Annotated in this window: 24 protein-coding genes and 5 tRNA genes; 25 read left to right on the forward strand and 4 right to left on the reverse strand. The window is 67.0% G+C overall.

The genetic code is table 11. From position 1 onward, the window contains the following. The first annotated feature begins 412 nt into the window (after positions 1–412). The 6 genes from AC1Q5A_RS06795 (at position 413) to AC1Q5A_RS06820 (ending at position 6,698) form a co-directional block, all read left to right on the forward strand. Entirely contained in the window at positions 413–1,189 is a 777-nt protein-coding gene (locus AC1Q5A_RS06795) for an iron-containing redox enzyme family protein (protein WP_492699550.1), read from the forward strand. 79 nt (positions 1,190–1,268) lie between these two features. After that, entirely contained in the window at positions 1,269–4,007 is a 2,739-nt protein-coding gene (locus AC1Q5A_RS06800) for a putative bifunctional diguanylate cyclase/phosphodiesterase (RefSeq protein ID WP_492699551.1), read from the forward strand. A gap of 105 nt (positions 4,008–4,112) precedes the next feature. Continuing rightward, positions 4,113–5,090, forward strand: coding sequence for a lipoyl synthase (lipA, locus tag AC1Q5A_RS06805; RefSeq protein WP_492699553.1), 978 nt, complete (start codon positions 4,113–4,115; stop codon positions 5,088–5,090). Between the two features lie 59 nt (positions 5,091–5,149). After that, complete coding sequence (locus AC1Q5A_RS06810; RefSeq protein WP_492699555.1) at positions 5,150–5,365, forward strand: hypothetical protein; 216 nt, start codon at positions 5,150–5,152, stop codon at positions 5,363–5,365. A 30-nt stretch (positions 5,366–5,395) separates the two neighbouring features. Continuing rightward, a complete protein-coding gene (locus AC1Q5A_RS06815; RefSeq protein ID WP_492699557.1) occupies positions 5,396–5,746 on the forward strand; it encodes a carboxymuconolactone decarboxylase family protein in 351 nt (116 codons plus the stop codon). Position 5,747: 1 nt separating this feature from the next. Next, a complete protein-coding gene (locus AC1Q5A_RS06820; protein ID WP_492699559.1) occupies positions 5,748–6,698 on the forward strand; it encodes a PLP-dependent cysteine synthase family protein in 951 nt (316 codons plus the stop codon). Positions 6,699–6,838: 140 nt separating this feature from the next. Here the strand turns inward: AC1Q5A_RS06820 and AC1Q5A_RS06825 are convergent, their stop codons facing one another. Then, positions 6,839–8,638, reverse strand: a complete 1,800-nt coding sequence (locus tag AC1Q5A_RS06825; RefSeq protein WP_492699561.1) for a M24 family metallopeptidase — start codon at positions 8,636–8,638, stop codon at positions 6,839–6,841. A gap of 209 nt (positions 8,639–8,847) precedes the next feature. Here AC1Q5A_RS06825 and pyrG point away from each other — a divergent pair, with 209 nt between their 5' ends. The 7 genes from pyrG (at position 8,848) to truD (ending at position 15,291) form a co-directional block, all read left to right on the forward strand. Further along, positions 8,848–10,518 carry a CTP synthase gene (gene pyrG, locus AC1Q5A_RS06830; protein ID WP_492699563.1) on the forward strand — a complete coding sequence of 557 codons (1,671 nt, stop codon included), beginning with the start codon at positions 8,848–8,850 and terminating at the stop codon, positions 10,516–10,518. Then, a complete protein-coding gene (gene kdsA, locus AC1Q5A_RS06835) occupies positions 10,515–11,351 on the forward strand; it encodes a 3-deoxy-8-phosphooctulonate synthase (RefSeq protein ID WP_492699565.1) in 837 nt (278 codons plus the stop codon). Before pyrG ends, kdsA begins: the two co-directional genes overlap by 4 nt. Positions 11,352–11,413: 62 nt before the next feature. Beyond that, the gene (eno, locus tag AC1Q5A_RS06840; protein WP_492699567.1) at positions 11,414–12,727 is read left to right on the forward strand and encodes a phosphopyruvate hydratase; all 1,314 of its coding nucleotides are present in this window, start codon (positions 11,414–11,416) and stop codon (positions 12,725–12,727) included. A 19-nt stretch (positions 12,728–12,746) separates the two neighbouring features. Continuing rightward, positions 12,747–13,082: a cell division protein FtsB gene (gene ftsB / locus AC1Q5A_RS06845; RefSeq protein ID WP_492699569.1), complete on the forward strand. Its 336-nt coding sequence runs from the start codon at positions 12,747–12,749 to the stop codon at positions 13,080–13,082. Continuing rightward, a complete protein-coding gene (gene ispD / locus AC1Q5A_RS06850) occupies positions 13,079–13,777 on the forward strand; it encodes a 2-C-methyl-D-erythritol 4-phosphate cytidylyltransferase (RefSeq protein ID WP_492699571.1) in 699 nt (232 codons plus the stop codon). The genes ftsB and ispD overlap by 4 nt, the downstream gene beginning before the upstream one ends. Before the next feature lie 10 nt (positions 13,778–13,787). Further along, positions 13,788–14,261, forward strand: coding sequence for a 2-C-methyl-D-erythritol 2,4-cyclodiphosphate synthase (gene ispF, locus AC1Q5A_RS06855; RefSeq protein WP_492699573.1), 474 nt, complete (start codon positions 13,788–13,790; stop codon positions 14,259–14,261). A gap of 10 nt (positions 14,262–14,271) precedes the next feature. Next, positions 14,272–15,291, forward strand: a complete 1,020-nt coding sequence (truD, locus tag AC1Q5A_RS06860) for a tRNA pseudouridine(13) synthase TruD (RefSeq protein WP_492699575.1) — start codon at positions 14,272–14,274, stop codon at positions 15,289–15,291. A 154-nt stretch (positions 15,292–15,445) separates the two neighbouring features. Here the strand turns inward: truD and AC1Q5A_RS06865 are convergent, their stop codons facing one another. After that, entirely contained in the window at positions 15,446–15,991 is a 546-nt protein-coding gene (locus AC1Q5A_RS06865) for a Smr/MutS family protein (RefSeq protein WP_492699577.1), read from the reverse strand. A 160-nt stretch (positions 15,992–16,151) separates the two neighbouring features. Between AC1Q5A_RS06865 and surE the strand changes: the two genes are divergently transcribed. The 4 genes from surE to AC1Q5A_RS06885 are packed head-to-tail and all read left to right on the forward strand — an operon-like array spanning position 16,152 to position 19,328. Further along, positions 16,152–16,949: a 5'/3'-nucleotidase SurE gene (surE, locus tag AC1Q5A_RS06870; RefSeq protein ID WP_492699579.1), complete on the forward strand. Its 798-nt coding sequence runs from the start codon at positions 16,152–16,154 to the stop codon at positions 16,947–16,949. Between the two features lie 3 nt (positions 16,950–16,952). Next, positions 16,953–17,648 carry a protein-L-isoaspartate(D-aspartate) O-methyltransferase gene (locus tag AC1Q5A_RS06875; protein WP_492699581.1) on the forward strand — a complete coding sequence of 232 codons (696 nt, stop codon included), beginning with the start codon at positions 16,953–16,955 and terminating at the stop codon, positions 17,646–17,648. Further along, positions 17,648–18,256 (forward strand): YqaA family protein, encoded by a 609-nt coding sequence (locus AC1Q5A_RS06880; RefSeq protein ID WP_492699583.1) that lies wholly within the window; start codon positions 17,648–17,650, stop codon positions 18,254–18,256. Before AC1Q5A_RS06875 ends, AC1Q5A_RS06880 begins: the two co-directional genes overlap by 1 nt. 52 nt (positions 18,257–18,308) lie before the next feature. Then, positions 18,309–19,328, forward strand: coding sequence for a peptidoglycan DD-metalloendopeptidase family protein (locus AC1Q5A_RS06885; protein WP_492699704.1), 1,020 nt, complete (start codon positions 18,309–18,311; stop codon positions 19,326–19,328). A gap of 16 nt (positions 19,329–19,344) precedes the next feature. On the opposite strand, the gene AC1Q5A_RS06890 is transcribed toward AC1Q5A_RS06885, so the two are convergent. Then, positions 19,345–19,722, reverse strand: coding sequence for an Mth938-like domain-containing protein (locus tag AC1Q5A_RS06890; RefSeq protein ID WP_492699584.1), 378 nt, complete (start codon positions 19,720–19,722; stop codon positions 19,345–19,347). Continuing rightward, positions 19,722–20,018, reverse strand: coding sequence for a YhbY family RNA-binding protein (locus AC1Q5A_RS06895; RefSeq protein WP_114340934.1), 297 nt, complete (start codon positions 20,016–20,018; stop codon positions 19,722–19,724). The genes AC1Q5A_RS06890 and AC1Q5A_RS06895 overlap by 1 nt, the downstream gene beginning before the upstream one ends. A gap of 81 nt (positions 20,019–20,099) precedes the next feature. Here AC1Q5A_RS06895 and rlmE point away from each other — a divergent pair, with 81 nt between their 5' ends. The 8 genes from rlmE to AC1Q5A_RS06935 all read left to right on the forward strand — a co-directional run bounded on the left by rlmE (position 20,100) and on the right by AC1Q5A_RS06935 (position 25,361). After that, positions 20,100–20,750 carry a 23S rRNA (uridine(2552)-2'-O)-methyltransferase RlmE gene (gene rlmE / locus AC1Q5A_RS06900; RefSeq protein ID WP_492699586.1) on the forward strand — a complete coding sequence of 217 codons (651 nt, stop codon included), beginning with the start codon at positions 20,100–20,102 and terminating at the stop codon, positions 20,748–20,750. Then, positions 20,747–22,705 (forward strand): ATP-dependent zinc metalloprotease FtsH, encoded by a 1,959-nt coding sequence (ftsH, locus tag AC1Q5A_RS06905; RefSeq protein WP_492699588.1) that lies wholly within the window; start codon positions 20,747–20,749, stop codon positions 22,703–22,705. Before rlmE ends, ftsH begins: the two co-directional genes overlap by 4 nt. Before the next feature lie 225 nt (positions 22,706–22,930). Continuing rightward, positions 22,931–23,007: transfer RNA gene (locus AC1Q5A_RS06910), tRNA-Arg, on the forward strand. Positions 23,008–23,184: 177 nt separating this feature from the next. Further along, positions 23,185–23,261: transfer RNA gene (locus tag AC1Q5A_RS06915), tRNA-Pro, on the forward strand. Between the two features lie 24 nt (positions 23,262–23,285). Continuing rightward, a tRNA-Arg gene (locus tag AC1Q5A_RS06920) sits at positions 23,286–23,362 on the forward strand. A 13-nt stretch (positions 23,363–23,375) separates the two neighbouring features. Next, positions 23,376–23,452, forward strand: a tRNA-His gene (locus tag AC1Q5A_RS06925). Positions 23,453–23,472: 20 nt separating this feature from the next. Beyond that, positions 23,473–23,548, forward strand: a tRNA-Lys gene (locus AC1Q5A_RS06930). Between the two features lie 814 nt (positions 23,549–24,362). Further along, entirely contained in the window at positions 24,363–25,361 is a 999-nt protein-coding gene (locus AC1Q5A_RS06935; protein ID WP_492699590.1) for a sulfate ABC transporter substrate-binding protein, read from the forward strand. Position 25,362: the final 1 nt, after the last annotated feature.

Genomic DNA, 25,362 nt, shown 5'->3' on the forward strand with positions numbered 1-25,362 from the left:
GGGCGATATCGCAAACGCGCCGGCCCCGCCAGTGCCGGTACCGGTACCGGACCATGCCTTGTGCAGACTTCCCCCGGATTGTGGCGGCAAGCATTTTCTTTTTTTCGTGCAGGACATGTGAACGACGGTTGGGCTGGCGATCCATTCGGTCGAGGCGAATCGGATCGGCAGCAGAACAGGCAGACGCGTGCACTCCGGATGCGTGTTCTGGGGCATCGCGTCGTGCCGGTGGCGACGTCCGGTTCCGACGGCGCGCGCAGATAGGCGCCGCCACGGTGGTCGTGCATGAAGGATTTCGGCATCACCCGCGATGCCGGAAGGCGGCCGGCATCGGGATTTCTGTCTTCCGTGCCGGTCATTGACGCTGCGGTTGGTCGCAGCACCCATTGATTGATGAGTGAGGAAAAACGTTATGCATACTCCTTTTGACCGTACCGGCCCGTTGACCGAACTTGGCAGCTATCCGCAGTGGGCACAGGACATGGTCGCTGACTGCGAAAGCACGAAGCAGAGCGTGCTGGATCATGAGCTGTGGGCGATGATGCGTGAGGTTAGGCTCGATCATGTTTCCACCGCCAATTTCATGGTGGGTGTCTGGCCATTCATTGAACGATTCCCGAGCTACATGGCCTTGAATCTCCTTAAAACCCGCTATGGCCGCAGTCACGGCGACGATCTGGCGCGTCGCTGGCTGGTGCGCAATATCCGGGTCGAACAGAATCATGCGGAATACTGGCTTGCCTGGGCAGAGGGCTCCGGCGTGCCTCGCGATGAGGTGCTGAGTGCACGGCCCCCGCACGGCACACAGACTCTGGCCAACTGGTGTGAGGAAATCAGCACCATCGGGACGCTGGCAGCGGGAATGATCGCCACCAACTATGCGATCGAGGGAGTGACCGGTGAATGGTCGCGGCCCATCTATGAAAGTACCGCTTACGCCGAGAGCTTTCCCCCGAGAACCAGGACGGGCAGCCTGCGTTGGCTTCAACTGCACGCGGCCTACGACGACATCCACCCGTGGGAGGCACTGGAGATAGTCTGTACGCTGCTGGGGAGGACGCCAAAGATTGACGAGGTGACTCATCTGGGTGAGTGCGTCCGCAGAAGCTATACAAGTATGCGGATCGTTGGCGACCTCTGCATGCAGGCACGCCGCCCATCCACTTTGATGAAGGAAGTGGCTGCCTGACGGTCATCGAGACATAGGGCAAGGCGTTCCATTGACGGGTCAGGCATGAGATAACTTGCGCATGCGCAAGACATCCCCCATGCTGCAGCAACCTTTGTCACGACGCATGTTGCCGCTGGCCTACGCGCTGGTGGTGATGTTGGCCACGATCCTCGGGCTGACATGGTTTGCCCTGCAGACCCAGGTCACTCTCGCTGGGTTTCTCAACAGCGAGAGTGTCTGGTCCAAAGCCCAGAAGCAGGCGGTAATTGCCCTGGATGCCTACGCGGTCACCGGCAATTCCGCCGATCTGGCCGGGTTCTGGCGGAACTACTCCATCCTCGACTCCGATCGGCTGGCGCGAGACGAGATTGCGTCGGGGCATTTCGACCAGGCAGTGGTGGACAGGGCATTTATCCATGGCAACGTCATGCCGACGGCGAAGCCTGGCATGATTTTCGTGCTGGAGCATTTTTCCAGAGCGCCTTATTTGCGTGATGCGCTGGCGGCATGGCGCTCCAGCGATGTGGAGATTGCCCAACTTGCCGTAATTGCCAAGGAGCTGGAGCGCACATATGCCGCCGGGACCTTTTCGGCTGAACAGGCAGCCATCCAGCGTGGCCGCATTCATGCTCTGAATGATTCGACCGAGCCGAAGGCCAACCGGTTTTCACTCGAAATAGCCCATGGCACGACGTGGATGGGTCACATGCTGTTTATTGGCGTTTTGAGCGCCGCCTGCATTGCCGTCCTGCTATGGCTGGATATGGCGCGGCGCACTCTAGCCAGTATCCGCGGCAGCGAGGAGCGCTATCGCCTGCTGTTCGACAGCGCCGCCGACGCGATCGTGATGGTCGACGAGACCAGTGGGCGCATCCTGGACGTCAACCGTACCGCTTCGGCGTGGACCGGGCGCGATGCGAAGGAGCTGGTCGGTGACCGCTTCGTGCATCTGTTCATGCAATCCATGGCGGGTCAGCAGGCCGGGCGGGCCGCTACCAACGTACTGCTGGGCGCCAATGGCCAGACCCGCCCGGTGGAAACGCAGACCAGCGTGGCGGAGTGGGGTGCGCAGCCGGTGCGCCAGGCGATCATCCGCGACATCTCCGAGCGGGTGGCGATGGAGCGCGAGCGTCGGATCGCCGCCGAGGCGCTGGCCAGCATCGCCGAAGGCGTGATCATCGCCGACGCCGGGCGGCAGGTGATCTCGACCAATGCCGCGCACACCGAACTCACCGGCTTCACCAGCCAGGCGCTGCAGGGCAAGCGCCTGGACGACAGCCGCCGCCTGCCGGACGGCAAGCCGCTGCCGCAGTCGGTCTGGGACAGCGTCAACGCCGGCCACGCCTGGATGGGCGAGGTATTGAGCACCCGCAGCGACGGCAGCAGCTACCCCGAGCACCTTAGCCTCAGCACGATCCGCGATGCCGATGGCCAGGTGGTCCACTACGTCGCGGTATTCAGCAACATCCACGAGGCCAAGACGAACCAGCTCCGGCTGGAGCACCTGGCGCGGCACGACCCGCTCACCGGCCTGGCCAACCGGGCGGAATTCGAGCGGCACTGCGCCGAGGCGATCGCGGTGGCCGAACGCGAGCGGCTGGCCGTGGTGGTGCTGTTCATCGACCTGGATGCGTTCAAGATCGTCAACGACAGCTACAGCCATGCGATCGGCGACCGCCTGCTGGTCAAGGTGGCCGAGCGGATCCGCCGGCAGCTGTCCGAGGGTGATGTGGCCGGGCGCATCGGCGGCGACGAGTTCACCGTACTGATCCCTCGGCTGAGCCTGCGCGAGGACGCGCGGACCATCGTCAACCGCCTGCTCGCCACCCTGTCCGAGCCGCTGCTGGTGGACGATTACGAGATCGTGCTGAGCGCGAGCATCGGCGTGGCCGGCTATCCGCTGGACGGCGACAGCGCGCTGGCCTTGATCGCGAACGCCGACGCGGCGATGTACGCGGCGAAGATCGAGGAGCGCAATGCGTTCCGTTTCTACACGCCGATGATGCACGCCGACACCCGTCGGCGCCTGCAACTGGCCGCCGAGCTGCGCCAGGCGCTGGCGCGCAATGAATTCCATCTCGTGTTCCAGCCCAGCGTGGAACTGCGCACGGGGCGCATCGTGGCCGCAGAGGCGCTGTTGCGCTGGCGGCATCCGGAGCGCGGCGAAGTGCTGCCGGCCGAGTTCATCCCGGTGGCGGAGAGCCTGGGCCTGATCCGCCGCATCGACGAATGGGTGATGCAGACCACCTGTGCCCAGATCCAGGCCTGGGACCTGGCCGGCGTACCGCCGATCCGCGTGGCGGTGAACATCTCGGCGCGCTGGTTCGGCCATCCGGCCTTCGTCGACGGCGTCAGCCGCACCCTGCAGTCGCGGCAGCTGGCGGCCGGCCGCCTGCTGCTGGAGATCACCGAGAGCGCGATGCTGCGGCTGGGCGACGACATCGCGCGCACCATGCAGACCCTGGACGCGCTCGGCATCGCGGTGGCGATCGACGATTTCGGCACCGGCTATTCCTCGATGGCTTACCTCAAGCTGCCGGCGGTGACCTGCCTGAAGATCGACCGCTCCTTCGTCACCGGCCTGCCGGGCGACAGCAACGACGCGGCGATCACCAGGGCGGTGCTGGCGATGGCGAAGAGTCTTGGCCTGACCACCATCGCCGAAGGCATCGAGACCGAGGCACAGCATGATTTCCTGCTGCGCAGCGGTTGCATCGAGGGGCAGGGTTACCTGTACTCCTACCCGTTGCGGCCCGAGGAGGTGCAGCATTTGCTGTGCCCGAGCCAGCCGCCGGTGCCGACGCGGTTGAAGCTGGTGCCGCCGAAGCGCAGCTGAGCCGGCGTCCGCGTACGAATCGGTCCGGGCTGCCTTGATGTGCATCAGGGCGTGCGTGCGGGCGGAGCGTGACACTGGAGGCAGTCCAGCCAGCCGCGCATGCCCATGTCCAGCAGTCATTCCGTTCCCGACGGCAGCAAGTACGTCAGTTCGCAGGGCACCCGCGCGGTCAAGGGTGGCATCCGCCCGAACGCCGCCACCGGTGCGCCGGATGTCGACCGCAAGCCGCCGTGGCTGCGGGTCAAGTTGCCGGGTGGCGCGCAGTACGAGGCGGTGCACGAGATCGTGCGCAGCCACAGGCTGAACACCGTCTGCGCCGAATCGAAGTGCCCGAACATCGCCGAGTGCTGGGGCCGCGGCACCGCCACGCTGATGCTGATGGGCTCGGTGTGCACGCGCGCGTGCAGGTTCTGCTCGGTCAGCACCGGCAACCCGCAGGGCTGGCTCGACCCGCTGGAGCCGTTGCAGGTGGCCGACGCGGTGGCGCTGATGGGGCTGAAGTACGTGGTGCTGACCTCGGTCGACCGCGACGACCTCGCCGATGGCGGCGCGGCGCACTATGCCGCCTGCGTGCGGGCGATCCACCAGCGCGCGCCGCAGGCCGCGGTGGAGGCGCTGACCCCGGATTTCGCCGGCAACCACGACGCCGTGGCGACCGTGCTCGACGCCGGCCTGGTCACCTACGCGCAGAACATCGAGACGGTGGAGCGGCTGACCCACCCGGTGCGCGATCCGCGCGCCGGCTATGCGCAGACGCTCGGCGTGCTGGCGTTCGCCAAGCGGCATGCGCCGCGGACGCTGACCAAGACCAGCCTGATGCTGGGCCTTGGCGAAACCGACGCGGAGATCGAGCGTACGCTGGATGATCTTCGCGGCGCCGGCGTCGATGTGGTCACCCTGGGCCAGTACATGCGGCCCAGTCCGCATCACCTGCCGGTGCAGCGCTTCGTCACGCCGGACGAGTTCCGCCGTTATCGCGAGCTGGCGCTCGGCAAGGGTTTCGTGGAGGCGGTCGCCGGACCGCTGGTTCGTTCGAGTTATCGCGCCGAACGTGTGCTGGAGCACAACAACCTGGGACTTTGACCCGGGCGCGACGGGCCGGTCCATCGCTTCGATGTCCACCGACATCAGGAGGTACCGTCATGTTTCCTTCCATTGCACATCGTTTCCCCCGCCGCTCGCTGGTCGGGCCGGATTCCGCCGGCGCCGTGGCTGCGCCAGGCCGCAGGTCACCCACGCCGGAAGCCGATGATGCGGCGCTGGCGCGGGAGCGGCGCATCGACGACGAGCTTGCCCAGAGTTTTCCGGCCAGCGACCCGCCCGGCTGGGTGATGGGCGCGGCGCCGGCGCGGCATTGAGTTTTCACCTGGTCGATCGAGGAGGATGGCATGGACACGACGATGTACCCGCAGTCGACTGCGGAACTGGCGCGCAAGCGTCGCGAACTGGCGCCTGCGCCGTTGGATGCGTTCAAGGCGTTCAGCGCCGCGGTGTTCGCCGATGGCGCGCTGCCGGCCGTCACCAAGCAGCTGATTGCGGTGGCGGTGGCGCATGTCACCCAGTGCCCGTACTGCATCAAGGGGCACACTGCGGGCGCCTTGAAGCAGGGCGCCAGCGAGCAGCAGATCATGGAGGCGATCTGGGTGGCCGCCGAGATGCGCGCCGGTGGCGCCTATGCGCACTCGGCGCTGGCGCTGGACGTGATGCAGCATACGCACGACGCGCACGGGGCGGGCTGAGATGGCCACGCGCTTCAGTACGGTATCGGAGAGCATCCTCGATGCGGTGGGCGACACCCCGCTGCTGGAGATCGAGGGCGTCTACGCCAAGATCGAGTTCCTCAATCCCTCCGGCTCGATCAAGGCGCGCATCGCCAAGTACATGGTGGAACGGGCGGAACGGGAAGGTTTGCTCAAGCCCGGCGACACCATCGTCGAGGCGACCAGCGGCAACACCGGCAATGCGCTGTCGATGGTGGCGGCGGTGAAGGGCTACCGCATGCTGGTGGTGATGCCCGAGGGCATGTCCAGCGAGCGCGTGGCGATCTCGCGGGCCTACGGCGCGGACGTGCTGTTCTGCGGCAACTTCCATGTCAACGAGGCGCTGGTGCGCGCACAGCGGCTCGGCCAGCAGCCCGGCTACTTCTGCCCGGGCCAGTTCGAGTCGGAGTGGAACGTGGAGGAGAACCGGGTGCTGCTCGGGCCGGAGATCCTCGCCCAGCTGCCGCCGGGTCGCGTACCGGATGCGCTGGTGCTGGGCGTGGGCACCGGCGGCACGCTGATCGGCGTGGGCCAGGCGTTCCGCGAGGTCAACCCGAACGTGCGGCTGTTCGCGATGGAGCCGTCCGAGTCGTGCACGATCCTGTGCGGCGAGATCGCCGCGCACACCATCGAGGGCATTTCCGACGGCTTCGTGCCGGGCATCTTCCAGCGTCACGCCACCCTGGTGAACGAGGTGCTGAGCGTGTCCAGCGCCGATGCGGTGCGCGAGATGAAGCGGCTGGCGCGAAGCTATGGCCTGTTCTGCGGCCCCAGCTCCGGTGCGCACCTGCTGGCGGCCAAGCGCGTGCGCGAGAACTTCCCCGAGTTGAAGACGGTGGTCACCGCGTTCTGCGACGAGGGCGAGAAGTACCTGCACGAATACTTCATGCAGCCCGCCGCCGTCGACGTGGGCGCCACGCACTTCCGCTGAAGCGCCGGGTCGATCACTCGCGGCCGGCGGTACGGAGCAGCCGCGTAGGGCGGGCACAGCCCGCCGATCTTCCTCACGACGCCGAAGAGCCAGAGCCGGCGGGCAGTGTCCGCCCTACGCAGCTGCGCCACGGAGAGGCGCTACAGCGGCGCGCAGTGGCGGTTCAGCCATTCCAGGTCGGCGTCGTCCAGCAGCGGGCTGAGCGCGGCGCGCACGCTGGCGTGGTAGTCGTCCAGCCACGCGCGCTCCTCCGGGTTGAGCAGGCCCGGTTCCAGCGCGCGGCGGTCGAACGGGCACATGGTCAGCGTCTCGAAGGCGAGGAATTCGCCGAACTCGGTGCGGTCGGCCTCGACCACCACCGCGAGGTTCTCGTGGCGGATGCCATGCCGGCCTGGCTTGTACAGGCCAGGTTCGATCGAACTGATCATGCCCGGCTCCAGCGCCACCAGTGCGCCGCCGGTGACCGGCGGGCGGATCGACTGCGGACCCTCGTGCACGTTGAGGAAGTAGCCCACGCCGTGGCCGGTGCCGTGGCCGTAATCCATGCCCGAAGCCCACAGCGGCGCGCGCGCCAGTGCATCCAGTTGCGGGCCGCTTGCGCCCCTGGGGAAGCGCGCGCGCGACAGCCCGATCATGCCCTTCAGCACCAGGGTGGCGTCGCGGCGCTGTTCCGGCGTGGTCTCGCCCAGCGCCAGCACGCGCGTGATGTCGGTGGTGCCGCCCAGGTACTGGCCGCCCGAGTCGACCAGCAGCAGGCCCTTGGCCTGCAGCGTGCTGTGCGATTCCGGCGTGGCGCGGTAATGCGGCAGCGCGCCGTTCGCCTGGTAGCCGGCGATGGTGGCGAAGCTCTCGCCGACCCAGCCGGGCTGGGCCGAACGTTCCTCGTGCAGCAGGGTGTCGACATCCAGCTCGGTCACTGTCATGCCGGCGGCGAGGCGCTGCTCCAGCCGGCGGAAGCCACGCACCAGGGCGGCGCCGTCGCGGCGCATCACGTCGCGGATATGCTCGAGCTCGGCGGCGCTCTTGACCGCCTTGAACGCGGTGCTGGGGTTGGCCGCCTCGATCCGGGTCACGTCTGGCGGGATGGCCGCGGCGATCGCGCCGACCACCCGGCTGCTGTCCAGCAGCAGGCGGTCGTCCGGACCCAGTTCCTGCAGGGTCGAAGTGACCGCCGCGTAGTCGGCGATGCCGATGCCGTCGGCGGCCAGCCGGGCGACCAGCGCGTCGCTCAGCTTGGCGCGGCTCACGAACAGGGTGACGTGGCGGTCCGCCTGCACCAGCAGGTGGGCCAGGAACACCGGGTTGCACTCCACGTCGCTGCCACGCAGGTTGGTCAGCCAGGCGATGTCGTCGAGGCTGGACAGCAGGTGGTGGGTGGCGCCCAGCTTGTGCATCGCCTTGCGCAGGCGGGCGAGCTTGTCGGCGCGCGGGATGCAGGCGTACGCCGGCTCGTGTTCGGTCACCGGTGCCTGCGGCAGGGCGGGACGATCCGCCCAGATCGCGCCGGGCAGATCCAGGTCGGTGCACAGGCGGGCGCCGCTGTCGGCGAGCCGGCGTTCGATCTGCTGCCGGGTGGTCACCGCCACGCTGTCGCCGGCCACGGCCAGCACGTCGCCTTGGTCCAGATGCTGCTGCAGCCATTCCAGGTGTTCGGGCGTATGCGGCACGCGCAGCTTCATCAGGCTGACACCGCTGCCGGCCAGTTGCTGCTCGGCCTGCGCGAAATAGCGCGAGTCGGTCCACAGCCCGGCCTGGTCGCGAGCCACGATCAGCGTGCCGGCCGAACCGGTGAAGCCGGACAGCCACTCGCGTGCGGCCCAGTGAGCGGGCAGGTATTCGGACAGATGCGGGTCGGCGCTGGGAACGAGCACGGCGGCGACGCCGTGCTGCTGCATGGCCGCGCGCAGGGCGGCGAGGCGGGCGGGGACGGGGTTGTTCATGACCGAAATGCTAACAGAGGGCGCCGGCTGCGTAGGGCGGGCGCTGCCCGCCGCGGCCTGGGCCAGCGCAGAGCATGGCGGGTGGTGCCCGCCCTACAGAGCGCTTTGCATCAGCCTGGAAATGAACCAAAACAGAGAATTCTCAGTTGCCATCTCGCAGCGCGGCGCTTCTGCGGCTAAAATGCCAATTTCCAGCACGGCTGCTTTCCATGACCCCCCTGATTTTCGTCACCGGCGGTGTGGTGTCCTCGCTTGGCAAGGGCATTGCTGCGGCGTCGCTCGCTTCCATTCTCGAAGCGCGCGGCCTCTCGGTCACCATGATGAAGCTCGATCCCTACATCAACGTGGATCCGGGCACGATGAGCCCCTTCCAGCACGGCGAGGTCTACGTGACCGACGACGGCGCCGAGACCGACCTCGACCTCGGCCACTACGAGCGCTTCGTCCGCACCCGCCTGACCGGCAAGAACTCGATCACCACCGGCAAGATCTACGAGAGCGTGATCCGCAAGGAACGCCGCGGCGACTACCTCGGCGCCACCGTGCAGGTGATCCCGCACATCACCGACGAGATCAAGCACTGCATCCACGAGGCCACCCGCGGCTTCGACGTGGCGCTGGTGGAGATCGGCGGCACGGTGGGCGACATCGAGTCACTGCCGTTCCTGGAGGCGATCCGTCAGCTGCGCATCGAGCACGGCCCGGAGAAGGTGGTGTTCATGCACCTCACCCTGGTGCCGTACATCAAGGCCGCCGGCGAGATCAAGACCAAGCCCACCCAGCATTCGGTGAAGGAGCTGCGCTCGATCGGCATCCAGCCGGACATCCTGCTGTGCCGCTGCGAGCAACCGCTGCCCGAGGGTGAGCGGCGCAAGATCGCGTTGTTCACCAACGTGCCAGAGAACGCGGTGATCAGCGCCGCCGACGTGGACATCATCTACAAGCAGCCGCTGTACCTGCACCAGCAAGGCCTGGACGACATCGTGGTCAGGCGCCTCGGCCTCGACACCAGGCCGGCGGACCTGTCCGCCTGGCAGCGCACGGTCGACGCGGTGGAGCACCCGAAGGACGAGATCGCCGTCGCTATCGTCGGCAAGTACGTCGAGCACAAGGATGCCTACAAGTCGCTGGGCGAGGCGCTGCGCCACGGCGGCATCAAGCAGCTGACGCGGGTGAACCTGGACTGGATCGACTCCGAACAGGTGGAGGCCGAAGGCGCCGCGAAGGTGCTCGGCAAGGCTGATGCGATCCTGGTGCCCGGCGGTTTCGGCAAGCGCGGCTTCGAGGGCAAGGTGCTGGCGGCGAAGTACGCGCGCGAGCACGGCGTGCCGTACTTCGGCATCTGCTACGGCATGCACGCGGCGGTGGTGGATTTCGCCCGCAACGTCGCCGGCCTCGCCGATGCCGACTCCAGCGAGAACGACCGCAACACGCCGAACCCGGTGATCGCGCTGATCACCGAATGGACCACCGCGAGCGGCGAGGTTGAGCAGCGCAGCGACCGTTCCGACCTGGGCGGCACCATGCGCCTGGGCGCGCAGGAATGCCGCCTAAAGGCCGGCACGCTGGCGCGCGAGCTGTACGGCCAGGACGTGGTGCGCGAGCGCCACCGCCACCGCTACGAGTTCAACAACCGCTACCGCCAGCCGTTCGAGGATCTGGGGCTGGTGATCTCCGGCAAGTCGATGGACGACCTGCTGGTCGAGATCGTCGAGCTGCCGCAGCAGCGGCATCCGTGGTTCCTCGGCTGCCAGGCGCACCCGGAGTTCACCTCGACCCCACGCGACGGCCATCCGCTGTTCATCGGCTTCGTGCGCGCCGCGCGCGAGTTCAAGGCCGTGCGCGGCGGCGAGAAGCTGGCGCAGGAGTCGGTGGCATGAAGTTGTGCGGATTCGAGATCGGGCTGGACCAGCCGCTGTTCCTGATCGCCGGACCGTGCGTGGTGGAGTCCGAACAGCTGCAGCTGGACACCGCCGGCACGCTGAAGGAGATCACCGGCCGGCTCGGCATCCACTTCATCTTCAAGTCCAGCTTCGACAAGGCGAACCGCTCTTCCGGCGACAGCTTCCGCGGGCCGGGCATGGAAGAAGGGTTGCGCATCCTCGGTGAGGTGAAACGGCAGATCGGCGTGCCGGTGCTCACCGACGTGCACGAATACACCCCGTTCGACGAGGTGGCTGCGGTGGTCGACGTGCTGCAGACGCCGGCCTTCCTGTGCCGGCAGACCGACTTCATCCAGAAGGTGGCGCGCGCCGGCAAGCCGGTGAACATCAAGAAGGGCCAGTTCCTGGCGCCGTGGGACATGAAGCACGTGGTGGCCAAGGCGAAGGCCGTCGGCAACGACCGCATCATGGTCTGCGAACGCGGCGCCAGCTTCGGCTACAACAATCTCGTCTCCGACATGCGCTCGCTCAGCGTGATGCGCGAAACCGGCTGCCCGGTGGTGTTCGATGCCACCCACTCGGTGCAGCTGCCGGGCGGCCAGGGCGCCAGCTCCGGCGGCCAGCGCGAGTTCGTGCCGGTACTGGCGCGCGCGGCGGTGGCCGTGGGCGTGGCCGGCCTGTTCGCCGAGACCCATCCCGACCCCAGCAAGGCGCTGTCGGATGGCCCGAACGCCTGGCCGCTGGGCAAGATGGAGGCGCTGCTGGAAACCCTGCTGGAACTGGATGTCGTGACCAAGCGGCACCGCTTCCTGGAGCAGGATGCTTCCTGAAACATGCGGGCGCATCGATGCGCCCGTTCCAACTCTTTCACTACCCGGACTACGGACACCGCATGAGCACCCAGATCACCCGCATCCACGCCCGTGAAATCCTCGACTCGCGCGGCAACCCCACGCTGGAGGCCGAAATCACCCTTGCCGGCGGCGGCTTCGGCCGCGCCGCGGTGCCCAGCGGCGCTTCCACCGGTTCGCGCGAGGCGGTGGAGCTGCGCGACGGCGACAAGTCGCGCTACGGCGGCAAGGGCGTGAAGAAGGCGGTGGCCAACGTCAACGGCGCCATCGCCAGCGCGCTGAAAGGCTTCGATGCGGCCAACCAGGGCGGCCTGGACGCCACGCTGATCAACCTCGACGGCACGCCGAACAAGGGCAAGCTGGGCGCCAACGCGCTGCTTGGCGTCTCGATGGCGGCCGCCCATGCGGTGGCCGCCCAGCGCAAGCAGGCGCTGTGGCAGTACCTGGCGGAGATCAACGGCACCACCGGCAAGCCCGGCGCACTGCCGGTGCCGATGATGAACATCATCAATGGCGGCGCGCACGCCGACAACAACGTCGACGTGCAGGAGTTCATGGTCCTGCCGGTGGGCATGCCAAGCTTCGCCGAGGCGCTGCGTGCCGGCGCCGAGATCTTCCATGCGCTGAAGAGCGTGCTGCACGGCCGCGGCCTCGGCACCTCGGTGGGCGACGAGGGCGGCTTCGCGCCGAACCTGCGCTCCAACGTCGAGGCGATCGACACCATCCTGGAAGCCATCCACAAGACCGGCTACAAGGTCGGCAGCGAGATCCTGCTCGGCCTCGACGCGGCCAGCTCGGAGTTCTACAGGAACGGCAAGTACGACCTCGCCGGCGAAGGCAAGCAGTACAGCTCGGCCGAGTTCGTCGACCTGCTCGCCGGCTGGGCGAAGCAGTACCCCATCGTCACCATCGAGGACGGCATGGCCGAAGGCGACTGGGATGGCTGGAAGCTGCTCACCGATGCGATCGGCGACCGCGTCCAGGTGGTCGGCGACGACCTGTTCGTGACCAACCCGGCGATCTTCCGCGAAGGCATCGAGAAGAAGATCGCCAACGCGATCCTGATCAAGGTGAACCAGATCGGCACGCTGTCCGAGACGCTGGAAGCGATCGCGCTGGCCGACGCGGCGAAGTACGCGGCGGTGATCTCGCACCGCTCCGGCGAAACCGAAGACACCACCATCGCCGACATCGCGGTGGCCACCACCGCGACCCAGATCAAGACCGGCTCGCTGTGCCGCAGCGACCGCGTGGCGAAGTACAACCAGCTGCTGCGCATCGAGGAGGCGCTGGGCTCCGCCGCGCGCTATGCCGGCCGCGAGGCGTTCCCCAACCTGACCCGCCTGCCGGACTGACCAGGCCCGCCGGTCGCCCATGCTGCGCTGGATCGCCCTGGTTCTGATCCTGCTCCTGATCGGACTGCAGCTGAAGCTGTGGGCCGGCAGCGGCAGCATGCGCGAAGTGGATGCCTTGCGCGTGGCGGTGAAGAAGCAGGCCGACGAGAACACCAGGCTGCTGCAGCGCAACCAGGCGGTTGGTGCCGACGTGCTGGACCTGAAGCATGGCGACCAGGCGGTCGAGGCGCGGGCGCGCACCGAGCTGGGCCTGATCAAGCCGGGCGAGGTGTTCTACCAGGTGGTCGAGCAGCCGGCCCGCGCCGGCAGTGCGTTGCCGCCACCGCCGCCCGCCAAGCCTGCCGGGTCGCCATGAGCGCGCCGGCGCTGTGGTGCGTGGTGCCGGCCGCGGGGCGTGGCACCCGGGTCGGCGGTGACTGCCCGAAGCAATACCTGCCGCTGGCCGGGCGCCCGCTGATCGCGCATACGCTGCAACGGCTCGCCGCGCATCCGCGGATCGCCGGCCTGCTGGTGACGCTGGCCGCCGGCGACGCGCACTGGCCCGGCATCGACAGGCTCGACGGCAAGCCGGTGCTGACCGCGGTCGGCGGAGTCGAGCGCTGCGATTCGGTACTGGCCGGAATCGACGCCCTGCCGGCGTCGGTGGGCGCGGACGACTTCGTGCTGGTGCACGATGCCGCGCGGCCCTGCGTGCGGCTGGCCGACATCGGCAAACTGATCGAACTGGCCGGCGCGGGCGACGGCGGCCTGCTCGGCGCACCGCTGCGCGACACGCTGAAGCGGGCGGATGTGGGCGGCCGTAGCGAACTGACCGAGCCGCGCGACCAGCGCTGGCGCGCCTTCACGCCGCAGATGTTCCGTCGTGGTCAACTGGCGATGGCGTTGCGCGAGGCAGCACGGCGCGGCGTGAATCCCAGCGACGAGGCGATGGCGATGGAGCTGGCCGGCTTCGCGCCGCTGCTGGTCGAGGGCGCCGAGGACAACATCAAGGTGACCACGGCGGCGGATTTCGCGCTGGCCGAGTTCCTGCTGGCGAGGACAATGGCGTGAGGGCAGCCCCATGAGGATCGGACAAGGTTTCGACGTGCATGCATTCGGCGAGGGCGACCACGTCACCCTGGGCGGCGTGCGCGTGCCGTATCGTCGCGGCGTGGTGGCGCATTCGGACGGCGACGTGGTGATCCATGCGTTGTGCGACGCGATCTTCGGCGCGCTGGCACTGGGCGACATCGGCCGGCACTTCCCGCCCACCGACGAGCGTTGGCGTGGTGCCGACAGCCGCCAGTTCCTGCGCCACGCGGCGATGCTGATGGCGCAGCACGGCTACACGCTGGGCAACGCCGACATCACGGTGATCGGCGAGGCGCCGAAGGTCGGGCCGCATGCGCAGGCGATGCGCGAAAACCTCGCCGCCGACCTGGACAGCGAAGTCGGCCGCGTCAGCGTGAAGGCCACCACCACCGAGCATCTCGGCTTCTGCGGGCGTGGCGAGGGCATCGCCGCGCAGGCATGCGTGCTGCTGGAGCGACGCTGAGCGCTGGCCCATGACAAACCTAGAGCTTCCTTTCGCCCATGCCATTGTCCCACCTCTGGTAGCACGTCTTCGCCTCACTCATGAAGATTTCCTCGTCGAGGAGATCCTCGGCTACGACGCCGACGGTGCGGGCGAGCACGCCTTGCTATGGGTGGAAAAGCGTCGCGCGAATACCGACTGGGTGGCGCGCGAGCTGGCGAAATTCGCCGGCGTGCCGCAGGTCGCAGTCGGCTATGCGGGCATGAAAGATCGCAACGCGGTGACCCGGCAGACTTTCTCGGTGCAACTGGCAGGCAGGCCCGACCCGGACTGGTCGGCGTTTCCGCATGCGGAGGTGAAGGTGCTGGCGGCAACGCGTCATTCGCGCAAGCTGAAGCGAGGCGCACTGCGCGGCAACCGCTTCTTGCTGGTATTGCGTAAGGTGCAAGGCGATCGCGCCGCGGCGGAAAAAGTGCTGGAGCAGATCGCCGCACGCGGCGTGCCCAATTATTTCGGCGAGCAGCGCTTCGGTCGCGAGGGCGGCAACGTGACGCAGGCGCGGGCGATGTTCGGCGGTCGTCGCGTGGACCGCGACCAGCGTTCGTTCCTGCTGTCGGCGGCCCGTTCGCACATCTTCAACGGCGTGCTGGCGGCGCGGGTCGAGCGCGGCACCTGGGACACGCCGCTGGATGGCGAGATCTGGTCGCTGGCCGGCTCGCGCTCCTGGTTCGGGCCGGAGCCGTTCAGCACGGCGCTGGCCGAGCGGCTGGCCCGCGCCGATATCCATCCGTCCGGCCCGCTGTGGGGGCAGGGCGGGCCGCCGAGCCTGGGCGAGGCCGGTGAGCTGGAACGCGGGATCGGTGAGGCGAACAACGATCTGGCCACCGGGCTGGCCGCCGCGCGGATGGACCAGGAACGCCGCCCGCTGCGGCTGCTGCCGAAGGACCTGCGCTGGCGCTGGCTGGGCGACGACGCGCTGGAGCTGTCCTTCGAGCTGCCGGCGGGCGCGTATGCCACGGTGGTGGTGCGCGAGCTGGCGTCGACTCCGTAGGAACCTCGAAAACCCTCTTTTGTTCGTCATCCCTGCGCAAGCAGGGATCCAGCGCCGCTGCTTTCGAAAGGCTTTGAAAGGCACTGGATGACCAGACGTTCGTCTGTTGAAAACCCTGCTTGCGCAGGAATGACGGGTCATCCGAGGCCCGCAGCTAGCTCTTGAGCAGGATGATGACCGCGCCGGTGCCGCCCAGCGCCGGCCGCGCCGAGGCGAACGCGATCACGTCGTCGCGCTGGCGCAGCAGGCGGTCGGTGAGGCCTTTCAGTACCGGTCCGGCGGCTTTCGAGCGCAGGCCCTTGCCGTGCACGATGCGCACGCAGCGCAGGCCGCGCTGCTTCGCCTCGGCCAGGAAGGCGACGATGCTGGCCCGCGCGGCGGCGGCGTTCATCTGGTGCAGGTCGAGGTCGTCCTGCACGCTGAACTGGCCGCGCTTGAGCTGGCGCAGCAGCTTCGGCGGATAGCCGTCGCGCAGGTAGCCCAGTTCCTCGCCGACTTCGAGCAGGGCCGGGTCGAACGCCATGTCCAGCAACTCGCCTGGCACGGCGGCTTCGTCCGCCTCCAGCATGCGCGGGTGCGGCGCAGGTTTCGCGCCGGCGGGCGGGGCCGCCACCGGATCGAGCGGGCGCACGTCGCCGATCGCCTCGCGAAACAGGCGGCTGTCCTCGGCATCGATCGGGGCGGGCGGGCGGCGCTTCATCCGGACATGCTAACCAATGGCAACGTGTGGGGTGGCGAATGCGCGTCAACGATGCGTTGACCGGTGAAACCATCGCCATGCTCCGGTAGACTTCGCGGCATGGAATGCGCGCCGCCGTGGGGCGAAGTGCGCGCCGGCAGTCAGCTTTCTACGGAGCATCATGCGAGTTCTTGTCAGCAACGACGATGGCGTGGATGCCCCGGGCATCCACGTGCTGGCCGAGCGTCTCGGCGAAGTGGCCCAGGTGACGGTGGTGGCGCCCGACCGCGACCGTTCCGGTGCCAGCAATTCACTGACGCTCGATGCGCCGTTGCGCGTGCTGCCGATGGGCAACGGCTACTACCGTGTGGCCGGCACGCCGACCGACTGCGTGCATCTGGCGCTGTCCGGCCTGCTGGACGAGGAGCCCGACATGGTCGTGTCCGGCATCAACAACTCGGCGAATCTCGGCGATGACGTGATCTATTCCGGCACGGTGTCGGCGGCGATGGAAGGGCGCTTCCTGGGGTTGCCGGCGATCGCGGTATCGCTGGTCAGCCACGACCACAAGGGCGTGCACTACGATTCCGCGGCGAAGGCGGTGCTGCTGCTGATGCAGCGGCTGCTGGTCGATCCGCTGCCGGCCGACACCATCCTCAACGTCAACGTGCCGGACCGGCCGTGGGCGGAAATCGAAGGCTTCGAAGTGACCCGGCTCGGTCGTCGCCATCGCGCCGCGCCGTGCATCGCGCAGACCGATCCGCGCGGCCAGCCGATCTGGTGGATCGGCCCGGCCGGCGAGGTGGATGACGCCGGCCCCGGCACCGATTTCAATGCTGTGCGAAGCGGTTTCGTTTCCGTGACGCCGATCCATGTCGACCTGACCCGGTTCCAGGCGCTGGAGAAAGTAAGCAGCTGGATGCGGCCACTGAGCGACGAGATGGCGTCGGGTCGGACCAGCAGTGACGAGGCGGCCTGAGCGATGACTCTTTATCCATTGCCCGCCGCGGACCTGAAAGGCGAGGGGATGACCTCGCAACGCGCGCGCGACCGGTTGGTGGCGATCCTGCAGGAAGGCGGTATCCGCGATCCGCGGGTGATCGAGGTGATCCGCAACCTGCCGCGCCATCACTTCATCGACCAGGCGCTGCATTCGCGCGCGTATGAAAACGACGCGCTGCCGATCGGCCACGGCCAGACTATCTCGCAACCGTGGGTGGTGGCGCGCATGACGGAGGCCTTGCTGGAGCATTTCGACCCGAAGCAGGGCGTGCCGCAGAAAGTGCTGGAGATCGGTACCGGTTCGGGCTACCAGGCCGCGGTGCTGGCGGCGCTGGTGCCGCAGGTGTTCACGGTGGAGCGGATCGAGGCCCTGCTGCGCCAGGCGCGCCGGCGCTTCCGCCAGCTCGGCCTGACCAACCTGCGCTCGCGCTATGACGACGGCAAGCTCGGCTGGGCGGACGAGGCGCCGTTCGACGCGATCATCCTCACCGCTGCCGGCGACACCATTCCCACCCGCATCCTCGACCAGCTCAGCGCCACCGGCGTGCTGGTGGCACCGGTCGGCTCACCCAGCCGGCAGACCCTGATCCGCATGCGTGGTGACGGGCAGGGCGATTTCATCCAGGAGGAACTGGGCGCGGTCAGTTTCGTGCCCCTGCTGGGCGGGATCGGCTGATGCGTCTGTTCGGAGCACTTTACGCGCGTGCACTGACCTGGGCACGCGAGCCGAAGGCGCTGTACTACCTGTCCGGACTGAGTTTCGTCGAGTCGTTCATCTTCCCGGTGCCGCCGGAGGTGATGCTGGCGCCGATGATGCTGGGCAAGCGGCACAAGGCGTTCTTCTTCGCCAACGTCAGCCTGCTGTTTTCGCTGCTGGGGGCGCTGGTGGGTTATGTGCTGGGGCACTGGGCATTCCATGCGTTGCGCCCGGTGCTCGACATGCTGCACCTGCTGGCGCCGATCGAACAGGGTGTGGCAAGCCTGAGCCGGCAGATGGTCGAGCATCGCTGGGGGCTGTTCGGCGTGTTGATTCTGGCCGCACTGCAGCCGGTGGTGCCGATGAAGTTCGTCACCTGGGCCTGCGGCATCATCGGCGTGCCGATCCTGCCGTTCCTGGCCTGCATCGGGCTCGGCCGCGGCAAGCGCGTGTGGCTGCTGGCGCTGTTGATCCGCCTGTTCGGCGAACGTGCCGAGCGGGTCCTGCACAAGTACATCGAATGGATCGGCTGGATCGCGCTGGTGGGTTTGGCCCTGCTGCTGGTGTGGTGGTTCTGGCTGCGTTGAGCGGGGCCGTCCCGGCGGTTGGGGCATCATGAAAAATGCCGCCCGCCTCGGTATGCTGGAACGCATGGATCGATATCTCCCAAGGTTGACCCTCCTGGCTGCGACCGCGCTGCTCGCCGCCTGCGGCACCATGCGCAGCTCGGTCGTGGTGGAGCCGGTGGCCGGCAGCGATTACGGCAACCCCCCGGCCCACCTTGCACCGGTGCCCTCGCGTACGCCGATACCCGGTGGCAGCTACGTGGTGGCCAAGGGTGACACGCTGTACTCGATCGCTTTTCGCAAGGGCGTGGATTTCCGCGATCTGGCGCAGTGGAACGGGGTCGCCGCGCCATACACCATCCGGCCGGGGCAGCGGCTGGTCTTGTCCCCACCAGCCCGGTCGACGCCGCACACGGCGACCGGGCCTGGTCACGTGGCCAGCGCCCCGTCTGCCGCGGCTGCACCCGGTCGGGCGGCCAGTTCCAGGGCCGTCCCCGCTGCGGGCGCGCCGGTGTTCGAATCGGTGACGGCGCCCGCTGCGTCCGCCAGCAGCGGGCCGGCCACCATGCCGGTGACTGCCACCACGACCCCGAGCCACGCCGCCACGACCCCGGTCGCTGCCGCAGCCACTGCCGTGGTGCCGGTTGCCGGCGTGCCGACCGCACCGCCGGCGACCATGTCGCCGCCGGCACCGGCCGCCGCGGGTGTTTCGCGCGTGGTCAGCGGCGTGCAATGGCGCTGGCCCGCCGATGGCACCGTGGTCGGCCAGTTCCGCAGTGGCGACGCGATTCCCGGGATCGGGATCGCCGGCAAGTCCGGCGATCCGGTACGCGCCGCCGCCGATGGCGTGGTGGTGTATAGCGGCAATGGCCTGGTCGGCTATGGCGAACTGGTGATCATCAAGCACAACGACAGCTTCCTGTCTGCCTACGGCCACAACCGCAAGCGCCTGGTCAAGGAAGGCCAGCGGGTCAGCATGGGGCAGCAGATCGCCGAGATGGGTTCGACCGGCACCACCCGCGACGAGCTGGAATTCCAGATCCGCAAGGACGGCAATCCGGTCGATCCGCTGGGTTACCTGCCGTCGCGTTGACGGTGGCGAAGACCGCTCAGGCCGGCGGCAGGATGAAACCGGCGATCACCCGGCGCCCTTCGCCGGCGAGCAGGTTGTAGGTGCGTGCGGCGGCGGCGTTGTCCATCACCTCGATGCCGATACCCTTGCGCAGGAAACCTGCCATGAACGCCGCCGCCGGGAAAACCTGGCGCTCGCCGGTGCCGAGGATCACCAGTTCCGGGCGCAGTGCCAGCAGGGTCTCGACATGGCCGGCGTCCAGCGCGTCGGCGGCGGTCACCGGCCAGTGCTCGATCGCCTGGTCGGGTGTCAGCAGGAAGCTCGCCGTCAGCTCCCGATCGATCACGGTGACGCCGCGTGCGCCGGCGCGGCGTATGTAGAGGTAGCCCTCGGGGCGTTCGAGCGACAGGTCCATCAGCGTGGCAGGGCGATCTTCGGCTCGTCGGTGTTGCGGCGGAACAGCACCACGACATGGCCGATCTGGTGGATCGGCTCGGCCCCGGTGCCGGCCGTCAGCACGTCGATCTGGGCCTGTCGTTCATCCTTGTCGCCGCCGGAGAGCTTCACCTTGACCAGTTCGTGGATGTCCAGCGCCAGGCCCAGTTCCTTCACCACGGCTTCGCTGGCGCCCTTGTTGCCGAGCAGGATGACCGGGCTCAGGTCATGGGCGAGGCTGCGCAGGTAGCGGATCTGCGAGGGGGAAAGGGCCATGCGGCGGTGCTCGATTCGCGGTAAATGAACGGCAAAGGGTATCATGCGCCAACCCGTTCCCCAATCGGCGACCGTGACGACATGGCCCGCAGCAAGAGCAGCGCAGTCTGGCTGCGCGAACACTTCAATGACGAATATGTGAAGAAAGCCCAGGCCGAGGGCTTGCGTTCCCGTGCGGTGTACAAGCTGGAGGAACTGCTCGAGCGCGACCGCCTGCTCAAGCCCGGCATCAACGTGGTCGACCTCGGCGCGGCGCCGGGCAGCTGGTCGCAACTGGTGCGCAACCGGATGGGCGACAGCGGCAAGGTGTTCGCGCTGGACATCCTGCCGATGCAGAGCATCGCCGGGGTGGATTTCCTGCAGGGCGATTTCCGCGAGGAAACCGTGCTGCATGCGCTGGAATCCCGCCTGGAAGGGCTGAAGGTGGATCTTGTGCTGTGCGATATGGCCCCCAATATGAGCGGAGTGGCACTGGCTGACCAGATCCGTGCGATGGATCTGGCTGAACTGGCGCTGGATTTCAGTCGGCAGTGGCTCAAGCCGGGCGGGTCGTTCCTGATCAAATTGTTCCAGGGCGTCGGTTTCGACGATTACTTGCGCAGCTTGCGTGCGGACTTCACCCGCGTAACCATGCGTAAACCTAAGGCCTCACGTGCGCGTTCACGTGAGGTATACGCGCTGGCGCTGGGCCGCAAACCCGCCGCGGCGTCACCGGGCGAGAACCGTGCATGAATGAAACAGCGAAAAACGTGTTGCTCTGGGTGATCATCGCGGTGGTCCTGTTCACCGTGTTCCAGAGTTTCAACCCGCGCGGCGCGGCTTCGTCCGAGCTGCCTTACAGCTCATTCGTGCAGAGTGTCGACAACGGCAACGTCGCCACCGCCACGATCAGCGCCGACCAGCCGGCGACCATCAGCGGCAAGCTCAAGGACGGCAGCCCGTTCCGCACGGTCGCGCCGATGCTCGGCTTCTCCACCAACGCGGTGGTCAAGCAGATGCAGGACAAGGGTGTCGAGGTCCGCCAGGATCCGTCCGAGGGCTTCTCGCTGATCGGCCTGCTGATCAGCTGGCTGCCGGTGCTGCTGATCGTGGGCGTATTCATCTGGTTCATGCGCCAGATGCAGTCCGGCGGCGGCGGCCGTGGCGCGATGAGCTTCGGCCGTTCGCGTGCCAAGCTGCAGGGCGAGGACCAGATCAAGGTCAACTTCAGCGACGTCGCCGGCTGCGACGAGGCGAAGGAGGAGGTCGGCGAGCTGGTCGAGTTCCTGCGCGATCCGGGCCGCTTCCAGAAGCTCGGCGGCAAGATTCCGCGCGGCGTGCTGATGGTGGGCCCGCCCGGCACCGGCAAGACCCTGCTGGCCAAGGCGATTGCCGGCGAGGCGAAGGTGCCGTTCTTCTCGATCTCCGGTTCCGACTTCGTCGAAATGTTCGTGGGCGTGGGCGCCAGCCGCGTGCGCGACATGTTCGAGCAGGCCAAGAAGCACGCGCCGTGCATCATCTTCATCGACGAGATCGACGCGGTCGGCCGCCATCGCGGCGCCGGTCTGGGCGGCGGCCATGACGAGCGCGAGCAGACCCTGAACCAGCTGCTGGTCGAAATGGACGGCTTCGAGGGCACCGAGGGCATCATCGTGATCGCCGCGACCAACCGTCCCGACGTGCTGGATCCGGCGCTGCTGCGCCCGGGCCGCTTCGATCGCCAGGTCGTGGTGGGTCTGCCCGACGTGCGTGGCCGCGAGCAGATCCTCCGGGTGCACATGCGCAAGGTGCCGATCGCCAGCGACGTCGACGCGATGACCATTGCGCGCGGCACGCCCGGTTTCTCCGGCGCCGACCTGGCCAACCTGGTCAACGAGGCAGCACTGTTCGCCGCGCGCGAGAACGCCCGTGAGGTGCGCATGAGTCACCTGGACAAGGCGCGCGACAAGATCCTGATGGGTACCGAGCGCCGCTCGATGGCGATGAGCGAGGGCGAGAAGAAGCTCACCGCCTACCACGAGGCCGGCCATGCCATCGTCGGCCGCCTGGTGCCCGAGCACGACCCGGTCTACAAGGTCACGATCATCCCGCGTGGGCGCGCGCTGGGCGTCACCATGTACCTGCCCGAGGGCGACAAGTACAGCATCAACCGCGTGGCGATCCAGTCGCAGCTGTGCTCGCTGTACGGCGGCCGGGTGGCCGAGGAATTGATCTTCGGCGCCGACAAGGTCACCACCGGCGCCTCCAACGACATCGAGCGGGCCACCAAGATGGCGCGCAACATGGCGACCAAGTGGGGCCTCTCCGACGAGCTCGGCCCGATCACCTACGGCGAGGACGAGGACGAGGTGTTCCTGGGCCGATCGGTGACCCAGCACAAGAGCATCTCCAACGAGACCGCGAGCAAGATCGACGAAGTGGTGCGCGGCATCCTCGACCGCGCCTATGCGCGCAGCAAGGAGTTGCTGACCGCGAATCTCGACAAGCTGCATGCCATGGCCGAAGCCTTGCTGCAGTATGAGACGATCGACGCGCACCAGATCGACGACATCATGGCCGGTCGGGTGCCCGGCCCGCCGGCGGACTGGACCAAGAATGCATCGACCGGTACGCAGCCGCCGCCTCCGCCGCCGAAGGGTGGCGCCGGCTCGGCCGTGGGCAAGGTGGGTGATCCGGCGCCGCAGAGTCGCACCGGCCTGGATGGCTGATCCCGACGCGGAAGACCAGGCCGTTGCCTGATGCAACGATGGAAGGGGGCGGCCACGGGTCGCCCCCTTCGCATGAGCAGTCGGCATCGGTGCGGCGCGATGCGATTCGATGAAGAAATTTTTCAAAAAGGGTTGACGCAAGCGGGTGGAGCCTGAATAATTCCGCTCCTTGCTTCACCGCCTCGATGCCCAGACATCCCGGTTGCGAGGCAAAGGTTTTTCAGTGCGCCCGTAGCTCAGTTGGATAGAGTACCTGGCTACGAACTAGGTGGTCGGGAGTTCGAATCTCTCCGGGCGCACCATTTTTATTCGGCGAGACGGGGTGCTTGCGCCCCGTTTTGTTTTCGACGAAGGCAATGGATTCCCTGCGTCGAAAACGATGCTTCGGTGTCACAAGGTGTGCATTGATACGGATTGACTGGGCAAGGTGTCACCCGTAACATTTCAAGGCTCCGGCGGGTCATGTCGGGGTTCGAAAACGGGGTATAGCTCAGTCTGGTAGAGCGTTGCGTTTGGGACGCAAAAGTCGGGGGTTCGAATCCCTCTACCCCGACCAGCGACACGTTCTGCTGCAGCGACTGCGCCTGTAGCTCAACCGGATAGAGCATCGGCCTTCTAAGCCGACGGTTGCAGGTTCGAGTCCTGTCTGGCGCACCAGTATCAAACGATGGTGGATGTAGCTCAGCTGGTTAGAGTCCCGGATTGTGATTCCGGTTGTCGTGGGTTCGAATCCCATCATCCACCCCAGTTTCAAACCCAGGTTTCCTGGGCCGTTAGCTCAGTTGGTAGAGCAGTTGACTCTTAATCAATTGGTCGAAGGTTCGAATCCTTCACGGCCCACCAATAAAAACAGGCACTTAGGTCACCTAAGTGCCTGTTGTTATTTGTTGGGGACCGGTCATGTCTCCGGTATGTCTCCCCCGCGGCCCGGCCATGGCTTCCCACATGGCTTCCCATGGCTCTTCATGTCTCCCCCAGGACTTTTCCCCCTGGCTCCCCCATGTCTCCGCCAGGGCTCTCCCGTGGGGCGCTTTGCTATCCTGACCCGAGCCCAAGCGCATCCCTGCAGTTGCCAGGGACGTACGCGATGCGTGCCAGCCTGGCCCACGTAGCGCCGGATGGTCCTGAATCATGTTTCCGCTGGACTGTGGGCCCTTCTTCGCCCTAGTGGGGCCCTACAGGCGCCCGTTGGACATCTGGACCACGATCCGTGGAGAGGCGCCCATGGCGCGCATAGACGGTCTGGGATGGCTTAAGGCTTACCCTGGGATGACTACCTGCGCGAGCGCCTCAGGGCCGCACGGGACGAGGACGCGGCCGCTGACCAGGCTGCCAGGGTTGCGTCTGAATTCTTCGTGGCGAACCCCAGCCACGGTTTTGGGCACCGGTTCGCTGCTGCGAGGCAACCTGTGGGAGTGCACCGCCATGCCGGAAATCCGCACGGCGGCCAGCTGGCTTGCGCAGGCGCTGTCCGGGCTGGAGAGCACTGCAGATCTGAATTCCTCGACGCAAGGCTGACTCGATAACGGAAATATGACGTTTGGACGTCCAAGCCGATACCTCATTACGATATATCCACATGCCAACTTGCGATTTCACAGCGCGCTTTACCCACCGCTAGCTTTATCGTTCCACTCGAAACGGGGAGACCAAGACGATGAACTTACGCATCGCGCTCGTGGCGCTTGTGGGCACACTGCTGACGACGTCCGTCCTGGCCAAGAACGTCACCTTGCTCAATGTGTCCTACGACCCGACCCGTGAGCTCTACAAGTCCGTAAACGCCGCGTTCGCTGCGCAATGGAAGGCCGAGCATGGCGACACCGTGACGATCCAGATGTCTCATGGCGGCTCGGGGAAGCAGGCGCGTTCCGTGGTGGACGGCCTCCCCGCCGACGTTGTGACCCTGGCACTGGCGTACGACATCGACGCCGTGGCTGATCACGGTCTGCTCGACAAGAATTGGCAGCAACGCCTGCCCGACAATGCTTCGCCGTACACCTCCACCATCGTGTTCCTCGTTCGCAAGGACAATCCGAAGGGCATCCACGACTGGAACGATCTCATCAAGCCAGGCGTGCAGGTGGTCACACCCAATCCGAAGACCTCGGGCGGTGCCCGCTGGAACTTCCTGGCCGCCTGGGGCTATGCGCTCAAACAGCCCGGTGGCAACGAGGCGAAGGCACGGGCTTTCGTCAAAACACTGTTCGAGCACGTGCCCGTGCTGGACACCGGTGCGCGCGGTGCGACCAACACGTTCGCCCAGCGCGGTATTGGTGACGTGCTCTTGGCGTGGGAGAACGAAGCTCTTCTCGCCAAGCGCGAACCAGGGGGCGACCAGTTCGAGATCGTGGTGCCCTCGATCAGCATCCTGGCCGAGCCGCCGGTGGCGGTAGTGGACAAGAACGTCGACGCGCATGGCACCCGTGCCGTTGCCGAGGCGTATCTGAAATTCCTGTATTCGCCACAGGCGCAGGAGATCGAGGCGCGCAACTTCTACCGTCCGCGTTCCCAGGCCATCGCCGCGAAGTACGCAGCCCAGTTCCCGAAGGTAAAGACGTTCACCCTGGCGGATGAGTTCGGCACCTGGCGCAAGGCACAAGCGAAGTTCTTCGCGGACGGCGGTGTGTTCGACCAGATCGGGCCGGGCCACTGAG

The sequence above is a fragment of the Rhodanobacter sp. GW835-FHT13D09 genome, from assembly GCF_058793995.1.

Excerpts from the sequence above, each read along its gene's own strand:
- AC1Q5A_RS06795 (WP_492699550.1), top strand. The coding sequence starts at position 413 with ATGCATACTCCTTTTGACCGTACCGGCCCGTTGACCGAACTTGGCAGC.
- AC1Q5A_RS06800 (WP_492699551.1), top strand. The coding sequence starts at position 1,269 with ATGCTGCAGCAACCTTTGTCACGACGCATGTTGCCGCTGGCCTACGCG.
- lipA (WP_492699553.1), top strand. The coding sequence starts at position 4,113 with ATGTCCAGCAGTCATTCCGTTCCCGACGGCAGCAAGTACGTCAGTTCG.
- AC1Q5A_RS06810 (WP_492699555.1), top strand. The coding sequence starts at position 5,150 with ATGTTTCCTTCCATTGCACATCGTTTCCCCCGCCGCTCGCTGGTCGGG.
- AC1Q5A_RS06815 (WP_492699557.1), top strand. The coding sequence starts at position 5,396 with ATGGACACGACGATGTACCCGCAGTCGACTGCGGAACTGGCGCGCAAG.
- AC1Q5A_RS06820 (WP_492699559.1), top strand. The coding sequence starts at position 5,748 with ATGGCCACGCGCTTCAGTACGGTATCGGAGAGCATCCTCGATGCGGTG.
- AC1Q5A_RS06825 (WP_492699561.1), bottom strand. The coding sequence starts at position 8,638 with ATGAACAACCCCGTCCCCGCCCGCCTCGCCGCCCTGCGCGCGGCCATG.
- pyrG (WP_492699563.1), top strand. The coding sequence starts at position 8,848 with ATGACCCCCCTGATTTTCGTCACCGGCGGTGTGGTGTCCTCGCTTGGC.
- kdsA (WP_492699565.1), top strand. The coding sequence starts at position 10,515 with ATGAAGTTGTGCGGATTCGAGATCGGGCTGGACCAGCCGCTGTTCCTG.
- eno (WP_492699567.1), top strand. The coding sequence starts at position 11,414 with ATGAGCACCCAGATCACCCGCATCCACGCCCGTGAAATCCTCGACTCG.
- ftsB (WP_492699569.1), top strand. The coding sequence starts at position 12,747 with ATGCTGCGCTGGATCGCCCTGGTTCTGATCCTGCTCCTGATCGGACTG.
- ispD (WP_492699571.1), top strand. The coding sequence starts at position 13,079 with ATGAGCGCGCCGGCGCTGTGGTGCGTGGTGCCGGCCGCGGGGCGTGGC.
- ispF (WP_492699573.1), top strand. The coding sequence starts at position 13,788 with ATGAGGATCGGACAAGGTTTCGACGTGCATGCATTCGGCGAGGGCGAC.
- truD (WP_492699575.1), top strand. The coding sequence starts at position 14,272 with ATGACAAACCTAGAGCTTCCTTTCGCCCATGCCATTGTCCCACCTCTG.
- AC1Q5A_RS06865 (WP_492699577.1), bottom strand. The coding sequence starts at position 15,991 with ATGAAGCGCCGCCCGCCCGCCCCGATCGATGCCGAGGACAGCCGCCTG.
- surE (WP_492699579.1), top strand. The coding sequence starts at position 16,152 with ATGCGAGTTCTTGTCAGCAACGACGATGGCGTGGATGCCCCGGGCATC.
- AC1Q5A_RS06875 (WP_492699581.1), top strand. The coding sequence starts at position 16,953 with ATGACTCTTTATCCATTGCCCGCCGCGGACCTGAAAGGCGAGGGGATG.
- AC1Q5A_RS06880 (WP_492699583.1), top strand. The coding sequence starts at position 17,648 with ATGCGTCTGTTCGGAGCACTTTACGCGCGTGCACTGACCTGGGCACGC.
- AC1Q5A_RS06885 (WP_492699704.1), top strand. The coding sequence starts at position 18,309 with ATGCTGGAACGCATGGATCGATATCTCCCAAGGTTGACCCTCCTGGCT.
- AC1Q5A_RS06890 (WP_492699584.1), bottom strand. The coding sequence starts at position 19,722 with ATGGACCTGTCGCTCGAACGCCCCGAGGGCTACCTCTACATACGCCGC.
- AC1Q5A_RS06895 (WP_114340934.1), bottom strand. The coding sequence starts at position 20,018 with ATGGCCCTTTCCCCCTCGCAGATCCGCTACCTGCGCAGCCTCGCCCAT.
- rlmE (WP_492699586.1), top strand. The coding sequence starts at position 20,100 with ATGGCCCGCAGCAAGAGCAGCGCAGTCTGGCTGCGCGAACACTTCAAT.
- ftsH (WP_492699588.1), top strand. The coding sequence starts at position 20,747 with ATGAATGAAACAGCGAAAAACGTGTTGCTCTGGGTGATCATCGCGGTG.
- AC1Q5A_RS06935 (WP_492699590.1), top strand. The coding sequence starts at position 24,363 with ATGAACTTACGCATCGCGCTCGTGGCGCTTGTGGGCACACTGCTGACG.